We start from the raw sequence: 17,489 nt of genomic DNA, 5'->3' as shown, positions 1-17,489 counted from the left end.
TGCCGACGGACTACGGCGGTGAAGAGAAGCGCTTCCTAAGCTCGCTTAAGGAAGCGTCATCTTTATCGAACAGCTTAACCTCGATTCCCGCCTCTGCAAGCATGGTCTCAGCCGCACTGTAGTGCCTCGCGAAGTTTGCATCCGTCATGTCTGGCGCGAAGCTATTCAACTGAACAATGCCAGACTGGATCATGGCGCGCGCGCAGTCGGCGCAAGGGAAATTATTGACATACATTCGGCACCCTGAGGTTGACACTCCTGCTCGCGCCATGTTGTAGATTGCGTTGCGTTCAGCGTGCTCAAACCAGAGATATTTTTCCCCATTCTCGCGAGAATGTCTGGCCTCGTAGTCGGCTGATACGTTGCGAGGCAATCCGTTGTAGCCCGTACCCAAAATTACGTTACCCGGCCCGACTACTACGCTGCCCACGTGACGACTTCGATCTTCACTCCAAGTGCTGAGAAGTAGACAAACCGAAAAGAATCGCGCGTCCCAGCTGTCGCATTGATACGTCGTCATAGCTACCTCAGGAGTCCAAGAACATGCTGATCGTGGGAGATGAGATTCTGAAGCAGAATCTACTTAAGGACGCAGATAGAAGCCATATTAAAAACTCTAGCTATTACCTCACTATCGGAGCGATCATACCAGTTGGGGAAGAGGCGAAAAACTTCGATTTCAAAAAGCCACTCGAAATGCTGGTGGTCAAGCCGCGCCAAGTGGCTTGGGTGGTCTCTAAAGAAGTTTTCAGCATTAAGTCCCATGAGATAACTGCGCTGGTCACGCTCCGGAGTACGTTTACGAAACAGGGCCTGCTTGCTCTCGATGTGGGGATGGTGGACGCTGATTTCGAAGGACCTATCGGTTCTATCGTTATAAACTTCTCGAAAAACGACGTGCCCTTGAGAAAAGGGGAGGAGTTTTTTCGGGTGGCCTTCATGACACACGCGGAGGTGCCAAATGAATTCAGGCCATTCCGGGAAAAAATGAGTGCAGAGGAATACATCAAGAAGCGCCACAATGAGATCATTGGCAGCTTCCCGGCGACATTCCTGAATACTGAAGTGTTATCAGATGAAATGGCGGGGAAAGTCTCTGAGAAGATAAAAAAGGATATACTCGATCAGGCGCTTCTCCACATCGTCAAAAATTACTGGCTCAAAGTTGTGGCTCTAATAGTCTTGACAACGTTAGCCGTTGGAGTCGCCTCATACTTCCTGCTCGCGAAGCTCGCGCCGAATCTGACGCAAAAAGAAGTGCAATCGATGATCCAAGTTTGGATTGAGCAAAATCTTCCTAAGCAAGAGCAAAGCCTACCCAAGCAACTTCCGCAAAAGAAATAATGCTTGAAAAGCCCGCTCGATGCGCGCCGGTCCGTGCTGACGATCAGCGATAGTTGATGATCGCTTGCTTATCGAGGTCCGTCGCAGGAACAAGTTTGTAGTGCTTCTCGTCCACTACGACGACCATATCGTTCTGGATCGTCAGTTCGAACATGGCCACTCGTTCGTTCTCCATGAACTGGGCCGAAATAGCGCGACACTTCATACCGGGGAATTTGGTACCGGCCCAAGTGATATCCTGCTTAGCCTGAACTACGGAGATTTGATCTTTGCCGCCCTTGGCTTGGACCGGGATAGCGTAATGGCATCCATCGCGGTCGATGCCGACATACAGTTCGTCGATTTCAATCTGCCCAATGCCCTTCACCGTGGTGCGAAGGTGATTTTGTAGGCTGAACGTCGTTAGTCCGAGAAAGGTATCGATTAGTCTGTTGTAGCGCACGATGGCAAGAAGAGCTTGCTCGTCGTCGAGAGCATACGCGCGTATTACTTCGGGCGTCCCATCCGGAATGCCGATTGTCGCGAGCGTGGCATTCGGCACGATCCGGTTTAATTTGACCAAGGAAAAACGATATTCCGCGCGACCAGTGCCCTCGATGATCCACTCCGCGCCCTTCGAAGCGGTGGATGTGATGCTTTGAGGCATTGGGGTGCGGTAACGGAGGGCGTAGATCACATCCCCGAGATTTAGGGGCAGTTCGATCTTCAACGCCTTCGCTGTTTTGACTAGGTCATCTCTGACCCAGTCGATACTGGTCGCGCCCTTTTTATAACGGTCGAAGAAAATCTTCTCGATAAGTTGCTTGTAGCGATTCGTTTCGGCTCCCAGAACGGGCTTAGCCACGGAACGCCTCCAGCGACGCAAGCCGAGCGGCTTCCGTTTCAACCTGCTTGCGCTTCTTCGCGCCGCTCTTTCGGTCCCGCTTCGAATTCGGCTTAGCGACCTCGAAATGATCGGCGGCCTGCGCCAAAACGAGATTTAAGAGCATCTCCTCGCCGAGTTCTATTTCACGGGTCGGTCGGCGCGGCCGAATACCTAACGCCTTCATGACTTCGCGAGCAACCGCACGAGCGAGTGGTGGCGGAACGGAATTTCCGATCTGCCGCGCGCCGTGCCACTTCGTCGCGTGAAACCGAAACCAGTCCGGAAATCCGTGAAGCCGCGCCATCTCGCGCACGGTTACGCATCGGTCACGGGCGTAATGGATCGGGCGAGGGCTAGTGAACGCTCCGCGCGCGCCATCCGTCCCCGCGCGAAGAGTGTTGGATAGACCGTTCGCATCCAGCTTGAAGAAGCGGCTGATCGGCTCGACCGAACCCGGCTCGGTCGCCGCAAATCGTCGCTTTGAAATCTCGGTGTGCTCGGTCTTGGCGCTCGACGTCAACAGTCCCGGATTCCACTTTCGCAGGTACCCATAGTGCCAAGCGTCGTTTGTGAGACACCGCAGCTCGGCCGCATAGTCGCTTGGCTTCCCGAACTTTGCTCGGACCGCGTCGCCGATGTCGAGTTCTTCGAAAGCATCCGCGTCGGGAAGGTCGCCGAGGGCGTCCTTGCAGGTGGGACCGGCGGGAAGCCTGTGGTCTTCCAACTCCACCGCTTCTGCATCCGCCGGGAATGTCGCGCGCGGCGGATATTCGGGCACCTTCACACCGCGCTTGGCTCCTAGAAGGATGAGTCGCTCGCGGTATTGCGGAACGCCGTAACGTGCGGCGTTTAGAACTTGCCAGTCGGTCCGTACGTTATATCCGACCTCTTCGAATGCCTTGATCAACTCGCTCAGAAACGACTTCTGACGGCCGACCGTAAGCCCCTTCACGTTCTCGAAAACGAAAGTCTTGGCTTTAAGCTCGGCGACGATGCGGACGAAATCCAGCACGAGGTGGTTGCGAGGATCGTCGAGAGAGCGGTGTCCGATAAGCGAGAAACCCTGACAGGGCGGCCCGCCGAACACCACGTCTACGGGGGCGTTCCCGATCCCGGCCGCCCGGCGGATGTCGGCACCAGTCAGCTCTTGCACGGACTGCGGGAGAACCGCGCAATCCGGAAAATTAAACTTGTGGACAGCGCAGTGGATTGGATCGATTTCCACGGCTGCTTTGACGTCAAACCCAGCCTGCTCGAAGCCAAGGCTCATGCCCCCAGCACCGGCGAACAGATCGATCCCTATCGGCCTTCCCATCTAACCCCTCGATCAGACCTGGGCCGCCTACGGCGGCCCAAGGAACCCTCGCAGAACGCGCTCGATCTCGTCCAAGTGCTTTAATTCGCACTGCCATACGGTCAGCGTCTTCCAGCCGTCCTTTTCGAGAAGGCCGATGACTTTCGTATCTCTATCCTGATTCGCTTTGATCTTCGCAGTCCAGTATTCCGTGCGAGATTTGGGGAGTTTTCCCTTGCTACATTCGTGGCCATGCCAAAAGCAGCCGTGAATGAAAATCACCCGTTTTCGTCCCGGAAATACGATGTCCGGACGACCGGGGAGGTCCTTTCGATGTAGCCGGTATCTGTAGCCGAGGCGATGAAGCAACCGGCGGACCAACAGTTCCGGACCGGTATCTCGGGTGCTCACGCTTTTCATAATGCGCGAGCGTTGTTCCTTGGTTCTAGTATCGACCATCGCTTTTCCTAATCGGCATTCTAGGGCGCGACGACGATCCAGCAAGGAGAGCCAATCCTATGCCAAAATGGTTGATTGAGGGGTTCCAAGGGGGCGACCCTACCGGCCTATCGCTGGAGGTCACTGGTCATGAGAGCCGGGTAATTCTCTTGCTTGAGCGACTAGCCGCGCGCCATTTGACCGATAACGAGATCGTTGATGCGACCTTTGGGGCTCGCACGGATTTGGAAATCCATAGGGACAAGCGTTTAGGGGAGCCGACCATGCTCATGACCGCGGGTTCGGATCATCACTACGTTGCGCGGATGGTCCGCTGATGTCCGAGGGCCATCCTCCCCACGATTTGCGCGTGCAGCCAGCTACATTCCTCTCACCAAAATCTATGGCGTAGAAGGATTTTCTTCTATAGCAAGAGCGCTCCGCCGCTCGCAACCTGAGGAACCCGTTTTCGTGGGACGGGCCCCCCTCCGCCCAGTTTTTAAGGCCAAAGCCTTCCTACCAGCCTTGTCTATATATCCTCCACCCGCTCGCAGAAGAGCAACGCAAGCAACCGCTCGTGCTGGTGTTCCGTCAGCCCGGCGAATACCTCCGCCAATTCGGTCGCGTCGTCACGGAGCTGGTTGATGGTTGCCCGCTGCAATAGGTCGATGGCGAGCGCGGTGGCTCTAGCATCCTCGTATTCATCCATGGCGCTGGCTCCGCCGCAGCAGTCCGATTACCTCGGCCTCGCGACGTTCTACGTCGGCCGCGATGGCTTGCCGGTTGGTGGTCTCGCGCATCTGGGCGTCGAAGCGAAGCTCCAGTTTAGCCAGTTCGGCGGCAACGCTCTTGCGCTCCTGAGCGATCACCGCGCCGACAGCGTCGTGCCAAATCTCGTCATGCTCTGCCAGCGCTTCCTTGACTAGCTCCTTGACGTTGTCTTCCGTCACCGCCTTCGGTGTCGGCTCAGGCGGAATGATCTCGGGAGGGATCGATGGGGGCATCGATGTCCCAATGTCCGGCTGCCGCGCCAGCCATCGGTTGAACGCGCCCGGTTGCGAGAGCACGTCCGGCTTTTCTGCAAGATGTTTTTCCATGGTGTAAGGATCGGCTTCGAAACAGGCGAGGCGATCCAAGTTGTCAAAGGCTGTTTTGAAATCATCCATAATGGTCACCACGTCACGTTCTCGACCCACGCGACCGCGTTCGCCGCGCGCAAGGTCCAAGACAGATCAAGGATCAGCCGCAGCGCGATGCTGTCGGTCTGGAGAGTGCCGACACTCGGCGCGGCGACGACCGCAGGCGAGCCCGGCGTGCCGATGTTGACTGGGTTGGTATCGTCCATGTGCAGGGTGACATCGTCGGCGACGCGAAAGCCGGGACTGTCGCCAAACGCAACAGCCAGTGCAGGCAGCGCCACCGCCATCACGGTTTTGTCCGGCAGACCGGACGTCGCGATGATCGGATAGGGCGGCGGTCCGCCGCGCCGCGTCGTCACCGAGTGATACAGGTCCAGCGACACGCACAACGCAATTCTAGTCCTCGCAATCGGACTGACCGCATTCACCAGCGCGGCGATATCCGCGTCCATCGCCTGTTCGACACCGCCAGCGCTCGGCGTCAGACCGGGGACGCCATGGCGCAGGCCGGGCGGTTGAAGGTCCGGGACGCCAGCCTGTTCGCCGAACGTGACGGCATCGAGATCGGCCGCCAAACCTTCCTCGACACCGGCCCGCGTGTAGGTCATCGCATTCGGCGTATCGTACATCTCGAACGTCATCGAGATGCCGACACCGACCTTGTGCCGCTCCATCGGCGGACCCATGAACGCCAGTTGCCGTACCGGAAACGGCTTGCCCTCGCGGAAGAAGGGGCTACGGCCGGTCGGCGTGATGACCATGGTGGGCACGCTGATCGCATTGCTGCGGCCGAAGCTGAGCTGCAGCGCCCGCCGAAACAGTTCGCGCGAGCCGAACGGCGCGCCCAGCACCGCGTCACCGACGACCAGATCGGCGACGGAGGATGTGGCCAGCGTGTCCGCCCAGCCGGTTGCGCCGGTCATGGCGGGCGCGGTGGCGGCGCGGGTCTGCAGCGTCGGATCGGGCGTGCTGAAGCCCCTGATGTGCGCGGCGATGCGGCGCGCCTCGACGATGGCGTTGCGGATGATGACGTCGCTCGGGCGTCCAAACTCGGCGCGGAGCGCGGCTGCGTTAGGTGGCCTGTTCATGGGCGTGAGGATGGCACAGGTTTCTCGGGCTGTCTGTCCACAGGGGACAACTCGCCGCCGTAACGCTCGGCAAACTCGTCGAGCATGACGCTGGCTCTGGTGGAGACAATGCTCCAATCCTCACTTTCGCTTTCCTCAAGCCAGCGTCTGTTCAACAGCGCGCGGATCAGTGCGTTCTTGTCCCGCACATGGAGCACCAAGACCGCACCGCCAGCCTTGAGAAGTGCGCGATAGCGAGCCTTCCGTGCTGACTTTGCGGCGCGCCTGCGGGCGGAATCTGATGAGCGGTCATGCATCATTTGGCCTCCGTCTATCAATTCGATAAGTGCCGTGCGTCGGGCCGTGACCACCGACGTTGCGGATGATGATGTCGGTGTCGGCTAGCAGGTCGTTGATCTGCCAGACGTGCGCTTTTATCGTCTGCACGCTTCGCTCGCTGTTGAAAACTATCGCGTTGATGTCCTCGGCAAATATCCCGTCAACACCGGCGCGGCGAATTACATCGAAGATACGAGCCTTCAGCGGAGTCAGTCTGACCCCGGCGCGTGTTTCGGGCGGCATTGAACGATGGCAGGTCGGGCAAAACGTCGTGCTCATGTTCCGCACTCCTGTTTCGCCAGTCGCATTTGCTCCAGCGCCAGCCAGCGGGGCAATGCCGGTACTTCCTCGCCGTCGTCTTCCTCGTAAGGTTCTTCGTCGTGATCTTGCATCGCGCGCACGACGTCGGCTCCGACGCGAGCGTAGGCCGTATCCCACGCGGCGCGATCAAATTCGAAAACGCAGCGGTCGCTTTTGCGGAGCAGCTCGCTCCAGTTTTCCGTGTCGTTGACGAGACGCAAGATTGCAGCTCGCGCCTCCGCCATTGCCTCGCGGAATTCAGCGGCCGAAGTGAAAACAGATTTGTAGATCAGCTTCTTGATGGCGAGCGCGAGAATTACCGGATGCTTCGAGATCGGCGTCCACATGCCGGTTGCTTGTCCGGCAACGTCGGAATCTGGATTGAACATTTCGATGCACTGCGCGAGCAGCGCGTCTGTCTCGACGTTCTTCACTTTTCCGACTGACCGCAATAGCACGGTCAGCATCAGGAAGGCGGTTTGAACCGTGACGACGGGCGTCGCCACCATGTGCGGGTGAGCTACCGGCCACAGTGCGGCGTGTGCCGCGTTGACGATCACGGCGCGCGGCAGCATCCGGCCGTGATTGATTATGGCGTCGGTCAGATTGGCGCGGTGCAGATCGCTGGTGCGGGTCAGCCGCAGTTCGTGGCTTAGTTCCTCGCTGCAGCGACCGGCGACTTCCATGGGCGAAGCTAGTCTGCGCATCGTTGCGCTGATCAGCGCGTTGCCTTGCCGCTGTACTTCTCGCAGCGCGACGGCGGTGCCGGGGAATTTGATAAGCGCCGTCATGTGTCGCCCCAACTTCTGCTCGGACCACGGAGCTGGGTGAGATAGTCTTCCGCACTCTGCGGCTCCTGATCGGCGATGACGCTGCCGGTGCTGTTGTCGATGGTGGGCGGGCCTGTGCCGGGGGACGGGTCGTCGAGCCAGCATTCGCCGTTGATCCACGTCGCCGGATGTTTCGTGAATTTCGGGTCTTGTCCGGCGCGCTCGTTGGCGTAGCGCTTCGCTCCTGCGATCATCGCATTGGGATCGGCACCGCGTTTGATCTTGGCGATGAACGCTCTCTCGGCGGCGGCCTTGGCCTTGCGCAACGGATAGGCGGCCCAGAATTCGGCGAAGGCGGTGGTTGATTTCAGATCAGGCGGCGGCGGATCAGGCGGGGTGACGGCGCATGGAATGTCCCACCTGCTGTCGTAGATGACGCACCCGTCTTGCTCGATGGTCCAGAACCAGTAGCTATTGGGGTTGACGCAGATGCTGCTCCACTTGCGAAAGCCCTTTCGCAGATTCCCGATCCACACGCACGGACTGGGTCCCGCCTGATAGTGCGTCAGTGCTGATACCGTGTACTGGCGAACGTCCCAGCGGACTTCTTGGCCTCCATCCCTCGCGCTGTATTTGATGATTTCAGCCTTGCCGCCCTCTGCGCGGTTCGTTGGCGTGTCATCACCCGAATCCGGCGCAGCAAAACCGGGGGCGGGATATATATTCTTTCCCTCTCTCTCTTTCTTCGCTGTTCTACGCTTTTTAACTGCCACCTTGGTGTCAGGGTTGGACGCGCATTCTGTCAGGGTTGACGCTGACAGAGCTGTGTCAGGGTTGGCATCATCGAACCCTGACCGAGCTTTGTCATGGTTAAACCCTGACGGAGCTGTGACAGGGTTGAGCAGCGTGTACTGATTCCGCTGTCGTCCGCCGGTCCGCTGCATCGCGATCCAGCCGGTGTGCTCAAGCAGCGAGACCAGCCGGTAGACCGTCCGCTCCGAAACATGGCTCGCGACGGCGATCCCGGCGAAGCTCGGGTCGCAGCGGCCGGACTTCACATGGAGATGGGCTCCGATGGCCAGCGCGACCCGTACAGCCACGTGCGGCAGCTCGGCCTTCAAGATGGCTCGCATCCAGTCGTCGCGCTCTTGGAAGGTGGCGGGCTGGGCGTGGGTGGTCGGCATCGATGCGGCTCCCCTCAAGCCGCGGAGACGCCAGGTTGGCCGGAACGGCCAACCTGATGGTTGTCGCCTCTCTTGCTCGCACGTTGTGCCGACGGCTTCTTGGCCCGTTGCTCCAGTTCGGTGAGCCGCATCTCCATCAACCGGGACAATGCGGTCCGCACAACCTCGATCTCCTTGTCGATCTCCCGCTTACGCAGCTCGGAGATGACCTTCCATTTCCGGCCTAGCTCGTTCGCGGCATTGACGGCACGCTGCAGCGCCGAGAGCAGAACAACCGCGTCGTAATCGGCGTCGCCTTGGTGCGTGGCATCGGTGGTCTCCTCCGTCTGCCTGAGAGCGTCGATCTCCTCGTCTAGTTCGGTGATCCGGGCGGTCAGTTGTTCGATCACGCGCTGCTGCTCCGAGCGCGACATCGGATCGGCGAACGGTATGCGCTCGGGCTTCGATTCTTTCGGCTCTTGTGATTGCGTGTGGCCCCAAATCTTCCGGCTGATCGCGAGCGCGGTAGCATTATCCAAATCGGAAGCTAGCTGCCGATTTGACGCCGCCTTCATCAGCATCCGCGCGGTGCGTTCGCCGAAGCCCAGAATCTCGGCGTTCGCTTGGAGCCACTGGTTCCAGTGGCCATGCGCAAAAGTCTTTTTCTTGGCGATTAGCTTCTCGCCGCAAGCGACGGCCTGACGCACGGCATCAACCATCGATCCGCGTGCGCGTGAATACAGCTCTCCGATCTCGGTGGCATCGGGATCGGTGTTGCACGGTGTGACAATATCGGTGGTCATTGGCTCGGTTCCTCGTTTGAGGGGCCGGGCTTGCGTCGCGTCGCGCGGTCGTTCATATGCAAGACTTGTCGAGGACCCACATAGGTGGCCGGTGCGCTGTGTCCGCAGTGCCCGGCTTCTATGTGGCTTCGGACTTGGTGGTGGTCTTCTTAGATGCCAATCGGCGGCGTTTTTCCTCGAACGCTTCCAACTCATCCGCGTAGAACCATTCGGTCCCGAGTTGATCGACCGCGTTCGGAAACCCCGGCTGCTGGCGTATGCGCCACTGGGTCATTCGCGACGCGGTGGGATAGCGATCCCGCATCCGCACTAGTACCCGCTCTGTCATGGTGTCCGCCCTCCAAAAATTTGGCGAACACCTAGATGATACATTTCGCGACGGTTTGCTTGAGACTTTTTCAGACCGGTTTTTGTCTCAGGAACTTTCTGCACTCGTCCAGCACGCGCTTGACGCTCTTGCATGCTGCGTCGAACGATTGTGCGCCGATGGCCAGTTCGGCAACGGCCTCGGCAATGGCCAAGCGCTCGGATGTTCCTTGACTGATCAGGTCCTCGATCATCTCCCACATATCCCACGTCGCCGGATTCGCGACGGCGGTGCCGTATCGCGACCATTTCCCGGTTGCGAGATCGACCAGCTCGCTTCGCATGATCGCCTGATGCAGATCGGCGCAGCGTGGGTCTTGCGTGAGGTTACCGAGCGTCCGCAGTGTCTGGAGAAATGGCACGGCATCGAGCGCCAGTTCAGGCTTATCGACCAGCCAGTCGCCGCTACCGGCATAGTTCGGGTCGTTGCGCCGCTCTGCCCATTTGGCCTTAAGCTCGGCGTAGCGGGCGGTGGCAATGCTTTCCTTTTTCTTCCTCGGCATCGGGGGAGCATAGCCGGAAAGCACGATGTTAGCGCGGCGTTAGCTCGGCACGAGCTGCCGTTGGCTTAGGTCGCTGAAAGTGCTATGAAAAATGCAGCTTGACGGAATGAGCGAAGCGTAACCCACCGCTTTGTGTGCGACGAAGACGGTGGGTTACGCCTCCGGCTAACCCACCCTACGGCATTGGCAACCCCGTCAGCTTCCGGCTCAACGCCCGCAGGCGCTGGCGGGCATCGACGTCATAGGCCTGCGGATTGGCGCGGGCTTCGTTCATACCGTTGAAGAACAGACCGCTCTTGTCGGCGACGTCGTCGCCGCGCACGAGGCGCAGGATGGCATCGCCGCCCTGCTCCACCGTCGAGATCGGCGTGATGCCGCCGGCGCGCACCATTGTCGTGTTCATGTAGGTCGCCGGATGCAGCGAGTAGACGGCGACGCCTGATCCCCGGAGCTCGTCGGCGAGGTCGATGGTGAACATGATCTGCGACAGCTTGCTCTGCGCATAGGCGCGGCCACCGCTATAGTTCCGCATGATCATGACGTCGTCGAAATCGATCGGATGCTGGCCGAGCGAAGCGACATTGACGATGCGCGCCGGTGTGCTCGCCTTCAGCCGCGGCAACAGCAGATGCGCGAGCAGGAAGCCGGCGAGATAGTTCACCGCAAAGCGCAGCTCGTGGCCGTCCTTGCTGGTCTGGCGCGCCGGCCCTTCGTTTTGCGACCCGATACCGGCGTTGCTGACCAGGACGTCGAGGCGTTCGTGGTCGGCAAGCACGAGCTCGGCGAGCTCGCGGACCTCGAAGAGCGAGGAGAGATCGGCCTGATAGAACATCGGCTCACTGCCGCCCAGCCGCCTGATCTCGTCGGCCAGCATTTGCGCCCGTGTCGTATCGCGGCCGTGGATCAGGACTTTGGCGCCCTCCGCTGCGAGCTTCATCGCAACATAGCGGCCGACACCGTCGGTAGAGCCGGTGATCAGTACCGTCTTGCCCCTCATGTCCATCGACCGGTTCCATTCTCTGTTTCTGCTTGCGCCGTTTGTTTGCGCAGTTTGTCGCGCGGCCTGCGGTCGCATAGCACTACACCGATCTGCGGCGCCGCGCCACGGGTCTGCGCGGATGCGTTCTGCTATCCTTCGCGACGTCAACGATGCCGCGACGCTGTGGCAGGCACGAACGAGGACGGGATGTTCTCATCCATTCCAAGCAGGACGATCCGGAAGGCTCCCTCGCTGGAGCCATTCGGCATGTTGCTGTTGCTTGGCGTGCTGATCGCGTTGCCGGCCATCGTGACGATTCGCCTGCTTGAGCCCGGGCTCGTCCTGCCTGCGCTCAGCCTGCTGCTGTTCGTGCAGGCGGCGATTGCCGCGGTCGTTGCGCTCGCAATTCATGTGCAGAAGACGTCCGCGACCTTGAACCTGTGGGATCTCGCCGGTGCGTTCACCTTGATGGGGTGCGCGGCGGCGATCCTCGGCGAGCCTGACCAGGCGGCGCTGTTCTTCGAGGAACAGCCCGCCCATCGTTCGAACTCGCGACCGTAAATCCCAGGCCGGGCCCCTCTGGCAGCCGCAAGCTGCGATGTCGGACTGGAACCAAGTTGGAGTGGCCCCGCTTCGACCCGTGGCGCAATCTTGCATCACGGTGGATTCCTCTTCCGCCGGATAGCGACCCCCACGTCGACATCGAGCCACTCCCCGACGCCAAGGGGAGCATGACCCATGTCCGAATTTGTCTCGCTCGAAACGCTCAGCGCCCTGCTACAGGTCGTCCTCATCGATCTCGTGCTTGCCGGCGACAACGCCGTCGTCATCGGCCTTGCGGCAGCCGGCCTGCCCGAGCGGCAACGCGGCAAGGCGATCCTGATCGGCATCGGTGCTGCAACGGCCCTGCGCATCCTGTTCGCCGTCGTCACCACGCAGCTCATGCAGATCGTCGGCCTGCTGCTGGCGGGCGGAATCCTGCTGCTTTGGGTGTGCTGGAAGATGTGGCGCGAACTGCGCTCATCCGCCAATGAAACGAACGCCGGTCATGGGCCGGATGGCAAGCAGCCGCCGCGCAAGACGCTCGTTCAGGCCGCGACACAGATCATCGTCGCCGATGTCTCAATGTCGCTCGACAACGTGCTGGCGGTCGCAGGGGCCGCGCGCGAACAACCTATCGTGCTGATCTTCGGATTGGTGCTCTCGATCGCGATGATGGGCGCGGCAGCCGCCTTCATCGCGCGGTTGCTGCAGAAGCATCGCTGGATCGCCTATGTCGGCCTGCTGGTGATCCTCTACGTCGCCCTCGACATGACGGTTCGCGGGATCTCCGACGTCACCCGGATCGCATCGGCCTGACCATTTCAACCCCGAATACACAATGGCGGGCCTGTTGGCCCGCCATTCCGCTGAAGACGCTGATACTGCGTCAGTGAATCTCCGCCGAGCGCTTCAGCGCCTCCTTCAGCTTCTCGAGCGAGAAATCCCTGGAGCGCGCGATTTCCAGGATCGGCGTCTCGCGGCGGCCGCACAGTTCGGCGGCTTCGGGAAGCTTTGCTGCAACATCATGCGGGATCACAATGGCGCCGTGGCAATCGGCATGGATCAGATCGTCGGAGCGCACCGTCATGCCGGCGACACGAACTTCGCCGCCAAAACTTTCGGCATGGACCCAGGCATGCGACGGGCCGATCGAGCCGGCCAGGGCCTGGAAGCCCGGCGCCCATTGCGGGATGTCGCGGATCGAGCCGTCCGTGACGACGCCGAGACAACCGAGTGCCTTGTGCACATTGCTCTGCACCTCGCCCCAGAATGCGCCATAACCGACGTCAGGGCCATCGATGTCCTGAATGACCGAGATGCGTGGACCGAAGCCGGTGCCGACATATTCGTAGTATTCGATGCGGCGCTTCGACTGCTCCTCGGCCGACAGGCCCGATTTCAGCACCGAGCGGATCGTCACCGTGCGGGCATAGCCCACGATCGGCGGCAGGTTGGGAAACGGACACACCAGCGGCTTCACTGTATAGCCGATCAATCTGCGCTCAGGCGCCACGATCTCCATCGCATTGCAGATCGTCGGGGTGTCGTAGCGCGCCAACGCTGCGAGGACGGACGAAGGCAGCGGGGCGGAAGCGGATGTCGTCACGGCGTTTCTCCTGATTATTGGTTGTGCTGGTCGGCCTCCGCCTATAGCCGAGATCGGCCGTGAACCCAACTCGGGGAACGCGAATGGCTGATATTTGGTGAGGCCCGCACTGCTCCCAATCGCGAGGTCCTCAGAACGTTGCCGCGCGTCAGTTCAGCCGTGTCGGACGGTCGTCCTGATCGCTGGCGGTGACCGGCGACGTATAGGTCGGTGCGGGAGGCGATGCGGGCGCATCCGCACTTGCGGCTTGCGTCTGCGCGGCGAGGTTGCGCTCGTGGTCACGGTAGGATTTCCAGCCCCACGGCAGGCTGATCAGGTAGAGCACCGAACCAGCCGACAGGATATGCCAGGGATAGCCGATCAAGAGCGCGACAAAGAACACCACCGAGACGAACACCGGCAGCACCATTTCAGGCGGCACCCGCATCTTCACCGTCTTGCCGGAGAACACCGGCAGGCGCGACACCATCAGGAACGCAACCAGCAGCGTGTAGAACGCGGTCAGCACCGCCGGCGGCATCGGCACGCCGAGGAAGCCGAGATAAACCGGCAGCAGCACGGTGATCGCGCCGGCCGGCGCCGGAACGCCCGTGAAATAATTCGTGGCAAAGGCCGGCTTGTTCGGATCGTCGATCGAGGCGTTGAAGCGCGCGAGCCGCAAGCCACCGGAGATCGCAAACACCATCGCGGCGATCCAGCCGCCATTGTTCAGTTCGTGGAGCTGCCAGAAGTACAGGATCAGGCCCGGCGCGACGCCGAAATTGACGAAGTCGGCAAGGCTGTCGAGCTCGGCGCCGAATTTCGACTGCCCCTTGATCATGCGTGCGACGCGGCCGTCGATGCCATCGAGGATGGCGGCGAACACGATCGCGGCGACCGCCAGCTCCATCCGCCCTTCGGTCGACAGCCGGATCGCGGTCAGTCCGGCGCAGATCGCAAGCAGCGTGATGACATTGGGCACCAGCATGCGCACCGGGATCGGGCGAAACCGGCGGCGGCGATAGTCGGATTGGTCGGGATCGTGCAGCATCATATCCGCCAATATAGCAACCCCGGCCCCGCTCCGCCATCGCGCGTGGAACCGCCCGATCCGCCAGGAAAGACAGAGTTAATCGGCGCGGAACGTCCGCCCCGGATCGGCGGCACGGAAGTCGGCCAGGATGGTCTCGCCGGCGATCGCAGTCTGCCCTTCGGAGACCAGCGCCTTGGTGCCTTCGGGAAGGTAGACGTCAAGCCGCGAGCCGAAGCGGATCAGCCCGAAGCGTTCGCCGGCGCCGATCGACTGCCCCTCCTTGACGAACGAGACGATGCGCCGCGCCACGAGCCCCGCGATCTGGATCACGCCGATCCGGCCGTTCGGGGTCGAGATGACGAGCGAGTTACGCTCATTGTCCTCGCTCGCCTTGTCGAGCTCGGCATTGATGAAGGCGCCGGGCCGATAGGCGATGCGGTCGATGCGGCCCGTGACCGGGCTGCGGTTCACATGGCAGTTGAACACGCTCATGAAGATCGAAATCCGCGGCAGCGGCTTGTCGCCGAGGCCGAGTTCGGCCGGCGGCAACGCCTGTACGACCATCGAGACGCGGCCGTCGGCCGGCGCCACCACGATGCCGTCGCGCACCGGCGTCACGCGCACGGGATCGCGGAAAAACAGCGCGCACCAGATGGTCAGCACCGTGCCGATCCACCCGAGCGGCGTCCAGATCCAGAACAGGATCAGGCTCGCCAATGCGAAGCCGCCGATGAAGGGATAGCCCTCCGGATGAATAGGCGGGATCTGAGCGCGGATCGAATTGGCGATCGACATCTAAGCTCGCTGTGGTTCCCCACCCCTCTGGCGGGAGATCGCGCCTTACTTCGACTATTCGGCGGCGGTCGGCAAGGGCTTCTCGTCGGCGTCTGGTACGGAATCCGGGATCGGCTCGGCGAGCGCCGGCGGCAGGCGGTTCGGCGCCTCGCCGCTGTCGTCGATCTGGGCGAGCTTTTCGCGGGCCGCTTCGGCTTCGCGCTGCCTGTTCCACATGCTGGCGTAGAGGCCGCCCGCGGCCAGAAGCCGCCCATGCGTGCCCCGTTCTGCGATCCGGCCCTGGTCCAGCACGATGATCTCGTCGGCACCGACGATGGTCGAAAGCCGGTGCGCGATCACAAGCGAGGTGCGGTTGCGCGAGACGCGCTCCAGCGCCTCCTGGATCTCATGCTCGGTGTGGCTGTCCAGCGCCGAGGTCGCCTCGTCGAGCACCAGGATCGGCGGCGCCTTGAGTATGGTGCGCGCGATCGCGACGCGCTGCTTCTCGCCGCCGGACAGTTTCAGCCCGCGCTCGCCGACCTGGGTCTCATAGCCCTTCGGCGACATCCGGATGAAATTGTCGATCTGCGCAAGCCGCGCGGCCTCTTCCACCTCGGCGTCATCAGCGTTCCAGCGGCCGTAGCGGATGTTGTAGCGGATGGTGTCATTGAACAGCACCGTGTCCTGGGGCACCATGCCGATCGCCGCGCGCAGCGAGGCCTGCGTCACCGACTTGATGTCCTGGCCGTCGATCAGGATCCGGCCGCCGGAGACGTCGTAGAGGCGAAACAGGAGCCGCGAGATCGTCGACTTGCCGGCGCCGGAGGGGCCGACGATCGCGACCGTCTTGCCGGCGGGCACCTCGAAACTGACGCCCTTCAGGATCGGCCTGTCGGCCTCATAAGCGAAGCGCACGTCCTCGAAGCGGAGGCTGCCCGAAGAGACGGCGAGCGGCTTCGCGGTCGGGATGTCCCTCACTTCGGGGTTGCGGGAAAGCACCTCGAACATCTTCTCGATATCGATGATCGCCTGCTTGATCTCGCGATACACCATGCCCATGAAATTCAGCGGCTGGTAGAGCTGGATCATCATGGCGTTGATCATGACGAAATCGCCGACGGTGTGGGTGCCTTTGCGGACACCGTAGGCGCACATCACCATGGTGGCGGTCAGGCCTGCGGTGAAGATGATCGCCTGCCCGGTGTTGAGCAGCGCGAGCGAGGTGTAAGTCTTTACGCTGGCCTGCTCGTAGCGCTCCATCGAGCGGTCGTAGCGCCGCGCCTCGCGCTGCTCGGCGCCGAAATATTTCACCGTCTCGTAGTTGAGCAGCGAATCGATCGCCTTGGTGTTCGCCTCGGTGTCGGAATCGTTCATCCTGCGGCGGATCTCGATCCGCCATTCGGTCGCGACATAGGTGAAATACATGAACACCACGACCGTGAGCAGCACCGCCACCACGTAGCGCCAGTCGAATTGCCAGAACAGCACGGCCGACAGCAGCGCGACCTCGACGATGGTCGGGATGAGCTGCAGGATCACCATCCGCACGATGGTCTCGATGCCGGTCCGGCCGCGCTCCAGAATGCGGGTCAGGCCGCCGGTCTTGCGCTCGAGGTGGAAGCGCAGCGACAGCTCGTGCATATGTACGAAGGTGATGTAGGCAAGCCTGCGCACCGCATGCATGGCAACGTGGGCAAAGATGCCGTCGCGCCATTGCGTGAGCACCGCCATGATGATCCGCACCGCGCCGTAGCCGACCGTCATCAGCAGCGGTGATGCGATGAGCCACACCATCCAGTTGCCGGGCGCAACGGGGGCCGAGCCCGTGCCGTTCAGCGCATCGATCGCCCATTTGAAGGTGAACGGCACCGCCAGCGTCGCGAGCTTGGCAAACAGCAGCAACACCACCGACCAGATGACGCGCATCTTCAGGTCGGCGCGATCGCCCGGCCAGATATAGGGCCAGAGATGAACGAGCGTGCCGATCAGCGTCGCCTTCTCGTTGGCGGCCGCCGCCGCCGCGAGCGCTTCGACAGAAGGCACATGGGGCTGTGAGGGCGCCATCAGCAGGCTACCAGTCCCGAAACGGCGCACCGGCTCGCCGTCACATCTTTTCCATGGTTTGACATTGTCCTCGTCATATAGATTGTTTGAATGTTCAGTACAGACTTGTGATCAAATTCT

General features: G+C 61.2%; 22 protein-coding genes. 4 read left to right on the top strand and 18 right to left on the bottom strand.

Going from position 1 to position 17,489, the window contains the following annotated elements; translation table 11 throughout:
* Nucleotides 1-10: 10 nt before the first annotated feature.
* The gene (locus tag JQ553_RS18180) at nucleotides 11-520 is read right to left on the bottom strand and encodes a deaminase (RefSeq protein ID WP_212501344.1); all 510 of its coding nucleotides are present in this window, start codon (nucleotides 518-520) and stop codon (nucleotides 11-13) included.
* A gap of 23 nt (nucleotides 521-543) precedes the next feature.
* Between JQ553_RS18180 and JQ553_RS18175 the strand changes: the two genes are divergently transcribed.
* A complete protein-coding gene (locus tag JQ553_RS18175) occupies nucleotides 544-1,344 on the top strand; it encodes a dCTP deaminase domain-containing protein (RefSeq protein ID WP_212501343.1) in 801 nt (266 codons plus the stop codon).
* A gap of 43 nt (nucleotides 1,345-1,387) precedes the next feature.
* Here JQ553_RS18175 and JQ553_RS18170 read toward each other — a convergent pair whose 3' ends face one another.
* From JQ553_RS18170 to JQ553_RS18160, 3 genes are read right to left on the bottom strand one after another with little or no spacing between them, the layout of a single operon-like run.
* Complete coding sequence (locus tag JQ553_RS18170; RefSeq protein WP_212501342.1) at nucleotides 1,388-2,188, bottom strand: endonuclease; 801 nt, start codon at nucleotides 2,186-2,188, stop codon at nucleotides 1,388-1,390.
* Entirely contained in the window at nucleotides 2,181-3,524 is a 1,344-nt protein-coding gene (locus tag JQ553_RS18165) for a DNA cytosine methyltransferase (RefSeq protein WP_212501341.1), read from the bottom strand. The genes JQ553_RS18170 and JQ553_RS18165 overlap by 8 nt, the downstream gene beginning before the upstream one ends.
* A gap of 27 nt (nucleotides 3,525-3,551) precedes the next feature.
* Nucleotides 3,552-3,962: a very short patch repair endonuclease gene (locus JQ553_RS18160; RefSeq protein WP_212501340.1), complete on the bottom strand. Its 411-nt coding sequence runs from the start codon at nucleotides 3,960-3,962 to the stop codon at nucleotides 3,552-3,554.
* A gap of 59 nt (nucleotides 3,963-4,021) precedes the next feature.
* Between JQ553_RS18160 and JQ553_RS18155 the strand changes: the two genes are divergently transcribed.
* Entirely contained in the window at nucleotides 4,022-4,279 is a 258-nt protein-coding gene (locus JQ553_RS18155; RefSeq protein ID WP_212501339.1) for a hypothetical protein, read from the top strand.
* A 191-nt stretch (nucleotides 4,280-4,470) separates the two neighbouring features.
* Here JQ553_RS18155 and JQ553_RS18150 read toward each other — a convergent pair whose 3' ends face one another.
* The 10 genes from JQ553_RS18150 to JQ553_RS18105 all read right to left on the bottom strand — a co-directional run bounded on the left by JQ553_RS18150 (nucleotide 4,471) and on the right by JQ553_RS18105 (nucleotide 11,394).
* Complete coding sequence (locus JQ553_RS18150) at nucleotides 4,471-4,650, bottom strand: hypothetical protein (protein ID WP_212501338.1); 180 nt, start codon at nucleotides 4,648-4,650, stop codon at nucleotides 4,471-4,473.
* Complete coding sequence (locus JQ553_RS18145) at nucleotides 4,643-5,107, bottom strand: hypothetical protein (protein ID WP_212501337.1); 465 nt, start codon at nucleotides 5,105-5,107, stop codon at nucleotides 4,643-4,645. The genes JQ553_RS18150 and JQ553_RS18145 overlap by 8 nt, the downstream gene beginning before the upstream one ends.
* Nucleotides 5,108-5,112: 5 nt before the next feature.
* Nucleotides 5,113-6,168, bottom strand: coding sequence for a hypothetical protein (locus tag JQ553_RS18140; RefSeq protein ID WP_212501336.1), 1,056 nt, complete (start codon nucleotides 6,166-6,168; stop codon nucleotides 5,113-5,115).
* Complete coding sequence (locus JQ553_RS18135) at nucleotides 6,165-6,464, bottom strand: hypothetical protein (RefSeq protein WP_212501335.1); 300 nt, start codon at nucleotides 6,462-6,464, stop codon at nucleotides 6,165-6,167. The genes JQ553_RS18140 and JQ553_RS18135 overlap by 4 nt, the downstream gene beginning before the upstream one ends.
* Complete coding sequence (locus JQ553_RS18130) at nucleotides 6,457-6,765, bottom strand: hypothetical protein (protein ID WP_212501334.1); 309 nt, start codon at nucleotides 6,763-6,765, stop codon at nucleotides 6,457-6,459. Before JQ553_RS18130 ends, JQ553_RS18135 begins: the two co-directional genes overlap by 8 nt.
* Entirely contained in the window at nucleotides 6,762-7,361 is a 600-nt protein-coding gene (locus JQ553_RS18125) for a hypothetical protein (RefSeq protein ID WP_212501333.1), read from the bottom strand. The genes JQ553_RS18130 and JQ553_RS18125 overlap by 4 nt, the downstream gene beginning before the upstream one ends.
* Nucleotides 7,362-7,573: 212 nt before the next feature.
* The gene (locus JQ553_RS18120; RefSeq protein ID WP_212501332.1) at nucleotides 7,574-8,740 is read right to left on the bottom strand and encodes a helix-turn-helix domain-containing protein; all 1,167 of its coding nucleotides are present in this window, start codon (nucleotides 8,738-8,740) and stop codon (nucleotides 7,574-7,576) included.
* Between the two features lie 14 nt (nucleotides 8,741-8,754).
* Nucleotides 8,755-9,717 carry a hypothetical protein gene (locus tag JQ553_RS18115; protein ID WP_212501331.1) on the bottom strand — a complete coding sequence of 321 codons (963 nt, stop codon included), beginning with the start codon at nucleotides 9,715-9,717 and terminating at the stop codon, nucleotides 8,755-8,757.
* Nucleotides 9,718-9,920: 203 nt separating this feature from the next.
* Nucleotides 9,921-10,391 carry a hypothetical protein gene (locus JQ553_RS18110; protein WP_212501330.1) on the bottom strand — a complete coding sequence of 157 codons (471 nt, stop codon included), beginning with the start codon at nucleotides 10,389-10,391 and terminating at the stop codon, nucleotides 9,921-9,923.
* Nucleotides 10,392-10,566: 175 nt separating this feature from the next.
* Nucleotides 10,567-11,394 (bottom strand): SDR family NAD(P)-dependent oxidoreductase, encoded by an 828-nt coding sequence (locus JQ553_RS18105; RefSeq protein ID WP_212501329.1) that lies wholly within the window; start codon nucleotides 11,392-11,394, stop codon nucleotides 10,567-10,569.
* A gap of 183 nt (nucleotides 11,395-11,577) precedes the next feature.
* Here JQ553_RS18105 and JQ553_RS18100 point away from each other — a divergent pair, with 183 nt between their 5' ends.
* On the top strand, nucleotides 11,578-11,931 hold the full coding sequence (locus JQ553_RS18100; RefSeq protein ID WP_249144368.1) for a hypothetical protein: 354 nt from the start codon (nucleotides 11,578-11,580) through the stop codon (nucleotides 11,929-11,931).
* 177 nt (nucleotides 11,932-12,108) lie between these two features.
* Nucleotides 12,109-12,729, top strand: a complete 621-nt coding sequence (locus JQ553_RS18095; RefSeq protein WP_212501328.1) for a TerC family protein — start codon at nucleotides 12,109-12,111, stop codon at nucleotides 12,727-12,729.
* A gap of 70 nt (nucleotides 12,730-12,799) precedes the next feature.
* Here the strand turns inward: JQ553_RS18095 and JQ553_RS18090 are convergent, their stop codons facing one another.
* The 4 genes from JQ553_RS18090 to JQ553_RS18075 form a co-directional block, all read right to left on the bottom strand.
* Nucleotides 12,800-13,519 carry an RraA family protein gene (locus tag JQ553_RS18090; RefSeq protein ID WP_212501327.1) on the bottom strand — a complete coding sequence of 240 codons (720 nt, stop codon included), beginning with the start codon at nucleotides 13,517-13,519 and terminating at the stop codon, nucleotides 12,800-12,802.
* Between the two features lie 148 nt (nucleotides 13,520-13,667).
* Nucleotides 13,668-14,549, bottom strand: a complete 882-nt coding sequence (gene pssA, locus JQ553_RS18085) for a CDP-diacylglycerol--serine O-phosphatidyltransferase (protein ID WP_212501479.1) — start codon at nucleotides 14,547-14,549, stop codon at nucleotides 13,668-13,670.
* 78 nt (nucleotides 14,550-14,627) lie between these two features.
* Complete coding sequence (locus JQ553_RS18080; RefSeq protein WP_212501326.1) at nucleotides 14,628-15,326, bottom strand: phosphatidylserine decarboxylase; 699 nt, start codon at nucleotides 15,324-15,326, stop codon at nucleotides 14,628-14,630.
* Between the two features lie 54 nt (nucleotides 15,327-15,380).
* The gene (locus JQ553_RS18075) at nucleotides 15,381-17,369 is read right to left on the bottom strand and encodes an ABC transporter ATP-binding protein/permease (protein ID WP_249144367.1); all 1,989 of its coding nucleotides are present in this window, start codon (nucleotides 17,367-17,369) and stop codon (nucleotides 15,381-15,383) included.
* Between the last annotated feature and the right edge of the window lie 120 nt (nucleotides 17,370-17,489).

This window comes from Bradyrhizobium lablabi, assembly GCF_018131005.1.
Lineage (GTDB): Bacteria > Pseudomonadota > Alphaproteobacteria > Rhizobiales > Xanthobacteraceae > Bradyrhizobium > Bradyrhizobium lablabi_D.
The sequence above is the reverse complement of the archived record's forward strand: the minus strand, read 5'-3'. Positions and strand labels throughout refer to the sequence as shown.

Coding starts and splice junctions, on each gene's coding strand:
- JQ553_RS18180 (WP_212501344.1), bottom strand. CDS start 520: ATGACGACGTATCAATGCGACAGCTGGGACGCGCGATTCTTTTCGGTT.
- JQ553_RS18175 (WP_212501343.1), top strand. CDS start 544: ATGCTGATCGTGGGAGATGAGATTCTGAAGCAGAATCTACTTAAGGAC.
- JQ553_RS18165 (WP_212501341.1), bottom strand. CDS start 3,524: ATGGGAAGGCCGATAGGGATCGATCTGTTCGCCGGTGCTGGGGGCATG.
- JQ553_RS18160 (WP_212501340.1), bottom strand. CDS start 3,962: ATGGTCGATACTAGAACCAAGGAACAACGCTCGCGCATTATGAAAAGC.
- JQ553_RS18155 (WP_212501339.1), top strand. CDS start 4,022: ATGCCAAAATGGTTGATTGAGGGGTTCCAAGGGGGCGACCCTACCGGC.
- JQ553_RS18150 (WP_212501338.1), bottom strand. CDS start 4,650: ATGGATGAATACGAGGATGCTAGAGCCACCGCGCTCGCCATCGACCTA.
- JQ553_RS18145 (WP_212501337.1), bottom strand. CDS start 5,107: ATGGATGATTTCAAAACAGCCTTTGACAACTTGGATCGCCTCGCCTGT.
- JQ553_RS18140 (WP_212501336.1), bottom strand. CDS start 6,168: ATGAACAGGCCACCTAACGCAGCCGCGCTCCGCGCCGAGTTTGGACGC.
- JQ553_RS18135 (WP_212501335.1), bottom strand. CDS start 6,464: ATGCATGACCGCTCATCAGATTCCGCCCGCAGGCGCGCCGCAAAGTCA.
- JQ553_RS18130 (WP_212501334.1), bottom strand. CDS start 6,765: ATGAGCACGACGTTTTGCCCGACCTGCCATCGTTCAATGCCGCCCGAA.
- JQ553_RS18125 (WP_212501333.1), bottom strand. CDS start 7,361: ATGCTGCCGCGCGCCGTGATCGTCAACGCGGCACACGCCGCACTGTGG.
- JQ553_RS18120 (WP_212501332.1), bottom strand. CDS start 8,740: ATGCCGACCACCCACGCCCAGCCCGCCACCTTCCAAGAGCGCGACGAC.
- JQ553_RS18115 (WP_212501331.1), bottom strand. CDS start 9,717: ATGAGTTGGAAGCGTTCGAGGAAAAACGCCGCCGATTGGCATCTAAGA.
- JQ553_RS18110 (WP_212501330.1), bottom strand. CDS start 10,391: ATGCCGAGGAAGAAAAAGGAAAGCATTGCCACCGCCCGCTACGCCGAG.
- JQ553_RS18105 (WP_212501329.1), bottom strand. CDS start 11,394: ATGGACATGAGGGGCAAGACGGTACTGATCACCGGCTCTACCGACGGT.
- JQ553_RS18100 (WP_249144368.1), top strand. CDS start 11,578: ATGTTCTCATCCATTCCAAGCAGGACGATCCGGAAGGCTCCCTCGCTG.
- JQ553_RS18095 (WP_212501328.1), top strand. CDS start 12,109: ATGTCCGAATTTGTCTCGCTCGAAACGCTCAGCGCCCTGCTACAGGTC.
- pssA (WP_212501479.1), bottom strand. CDS start 14,549: ATGCTGCACGATCCCGACCAATCCGACTATCGCCGCCGCCGGTTTCGC.
- JQ553_RS18080 (WP_212501326.1), bottom strand. CDS start 15,326: ATGTCGATCGCCAATTCGATCCGCGCTCAGATCCCGCCTATTCATCCG.
- JQ553_RS18075 (WP_249144367.1), bottom strand. CDS start 17,369: ATGGCGCCCTCACAGCCCCATGTGCCTTCTGTCGAAGCGCTCGCGGCG.